Origin of the sequence: Kitasatospora sp. MAA19 (assembly GCF_029894125.1) — a bacterium.
In the GTDB taxonomy this organism is placed as follows: domain Bacteria; phylum Actinomycetota; class Actinomycetes; order Streptomycetales; family Streptomycetaceae; genus Kitasatospora.
Window position 1 is genome coordinate 1 of record NZ_JARXYZ010000082.1, and the last position, 2683, is coordinate 2683.

The 2683-nt window shown below is 72.8% G+C and carries 1 protein-coding gene; it reads right to left on the reverse strand.

The features are described from left to right. Nucleotides 1-2683 (reverse strand): type I polyketide synthase (locus tag P3T27_RS40830; protein ID WP_280686444.1); only part of this gene is annotated, 2683 nt, incomplete at both ends.

Here is a 2683-nt window from a genome sequence, read left to right on the forward strand (position 1 = left end):
TGCAGGAATCCGCCTTCGCGGGTGGCCGACCCGCCGGGGCGTGCCGGATCGAGGCCCGCCAGGTCCCACCCACGATCCTGCGGGAAGCCGGTCACCGCGTCAGCACCGGACACCACGATCCGCCACAGGTCTTCCGCGCTGCCGACACCGCCGGGGTAGCGGCACCCGATCCCGACGACGACCACCGGATCGTCTTGGGACGCAATGCCGGCTGCCGGCGCGATGTCGGCCGGAGCCGCACCGAACATCGTGTCCCGCAGGTGATCCACCAGCGCTGACGCGTTCGGGTGGTCGAAGACCAGGGTCGATGGAAGCTGGAGCCCGGTCGACGCGTTCAGGCGGTTGCGCAGCTCGACGGAGGTGAGTGAGTCGAAACCGAGCTCGCTGAAGGCACGCCCCGAGTCGACGGCCTGCGGGCCGGAATGTCCGAGCACGGCCGCGACCTGGGTGCGGACCAGCGCGAGCAAGGCGGCATTGCGGTCCGTCGGGGTCATGGGACGCAGCCGTTCGGCGAAGCCGTCCGCGGCCCGGTCGGCGGCGCGCCGCGGTGCCGTCGGCACGAGCGCGCGCAGCAGCGGCGGAACCGGCGCGTGATCGCCTGCGACCGCGTGCGCGTCGAGGTGCATCGGGACGATGACGGGGGCACCGGCGGTCAGCGCGGCGTCGAACAGTCCCAGACCCTCGGCGTCCCGCAGCGGCCTGACGCCCGCTCTGGCGGCGACGGTGGCCGCCATGCCGGTGGCCCACGGTCCCCAGGCGAGGCTGGTGGTGGGGTGTCCGGTGGTGGTGCGGTGGTGGGCGAGGGCGTCCAGGTAGGCGTTGGCGGCGGCGTAGTTGGCCTGGCCGGGGGAGCCGAGGGTGGCCGCGGCGGAGGAGAACAGGACGAACGCCGTGACGTCGCGGCCCCGGGTGAGCTCGTGCAGGTGCCATGCCGCGGTCGCCTTCGGCGCGAACACACGCTCCAGGTGTTCGGGTGTCTGATTGACGAGGACCGCGTCGTCGACGGCACCCGCGCAGTGGACCACCGCGAGCGGCCGGTCGGCGGGCACCGCGGCCAGCACGGCGGCCAGGTCCGCCCGATCGGTGAGGTCGCAGACGACGGACGTGACGTGCGCCCCGGCCTCGGTCAGTTCTTCCAGCAACTCCGTCGGGACCGGACGCCGTGCGGTCAGGAGCAACTCGCCCGCGCCGTGTTCGACCACGAGGTGCCGGGTGACGAGACCGCCGAGCGCACCGGTGGCCCCGGTGACCAGCACGGTCGCGGACGACCAGTCCGGGCCCGCGGCACTGCCCGGCACAGCACGCACCAGCCGGGGGACGTACGCCTCGCCGCGCCGGATCGCGATCTGTGTCTCACCCGTGGCCACGGCGGCCGTCACCGTGGGCCGCCAGTCCGCATCGAGATCGTCGACGTCGACGAGCACGAAACGGTCCGGATGCTCGGACTGGGCCGACCGTGTCATCCCCCACAGTGCCGCGTTCGTCAGGGACCGGGCAGTCTCGGTCGGAGCGTCGGTATCCAGCAGACAGGAGCCGGTGGTGAGCACCACCAATCGGGTGTCCGCGGCGTGCTCGTCGCCCACCCACTGCTGCAGAGCCGCGAGCGTCTGTGCGGCGGACTCGACGGCGTCGTCACCCGCAGGGTGGGGAAGCCAGACGAGCGCTGGCTCGGTGCCGGGTGCCGGTGGTGCCGATCGCACCCACGATGTTCGGAACAGTGAGCGCGACCCCTGCCCGGCGCCGCGCTGCAGCGGGCGCAGGGTGAGCCGGCCGACCTCGAGCACGGTGGCGCCCGATGCGTCGGCGATCAGCAGCGACACCGCCTCGGGCGCGACGGGGGAGATCCGCACCCGCAGCTGCCTCGTGCTGACCGTGGGCACGGCCACGTCGTCCCAGGCGAACGGAACCAGCGGAGCGTCTCCGGTGCGGCCGAACGGCGCGAGCCCCAGCGGATGCAGCGCGGCGTCCAGGAGCGCCGGGTGTATCGCGAAGCCGTCCGCGTCTGCGGCCTGCCCCTCGCCGAGAACCACCTCGGCGAACAGGACGTCGTCGTGAACCCAGGCGCGGTGCAGACCCTGGAACGCGGGACCGTACTGCCGCTCAGAGCCCTCGGTGTAACAGGCGTCAACATCCAGCGCCGTGGCCCCGGTCGGCGGCCAGACGATCAGATCGCCGTCGGCAGACGCGGGACGCGCCGCGACGAGCCGTCCCTCGGCATGCTTGGTCCACGGCTCATCGGGCGTGGCATTCGTGGGGCGGCTGAAGACGCTTACCACCCGCCCCCCGGCGTCCGGCCCGTCCACCAGGACCTGGACGTGGACACCGGTGTCCTCGGTGAGGACGAGTGGTGCGCCGAGGGTGAGCTCCGCCAGGAACGCGTGGTCGACGTGGCGCGCGGCCTGCATCGCGAGTTCCACGAACGCGGTTCCGGGCAGCAGGACGTCGCCGTGCACGGCGTGGTCGGCGAGCCACCGGTGCTCAGTCAGCGACAGGCTCCCGGTGAGGAGGAACCGGTCGCCGTCCGCGAGCCCGAGCGCAGTGTCGAGGAACGGATGGCTCAAGGTGCCGGCCGGGGCGGCGGACTCCATCCAGTAGCGGGTGTGTTGGAAGGGGTAGGTGGGGAGGGGGGTGCGTTGTGCGCCGGTGTTGGTGAAGTAGTGGTCCCAGTGGGGGTTTGCGCCGT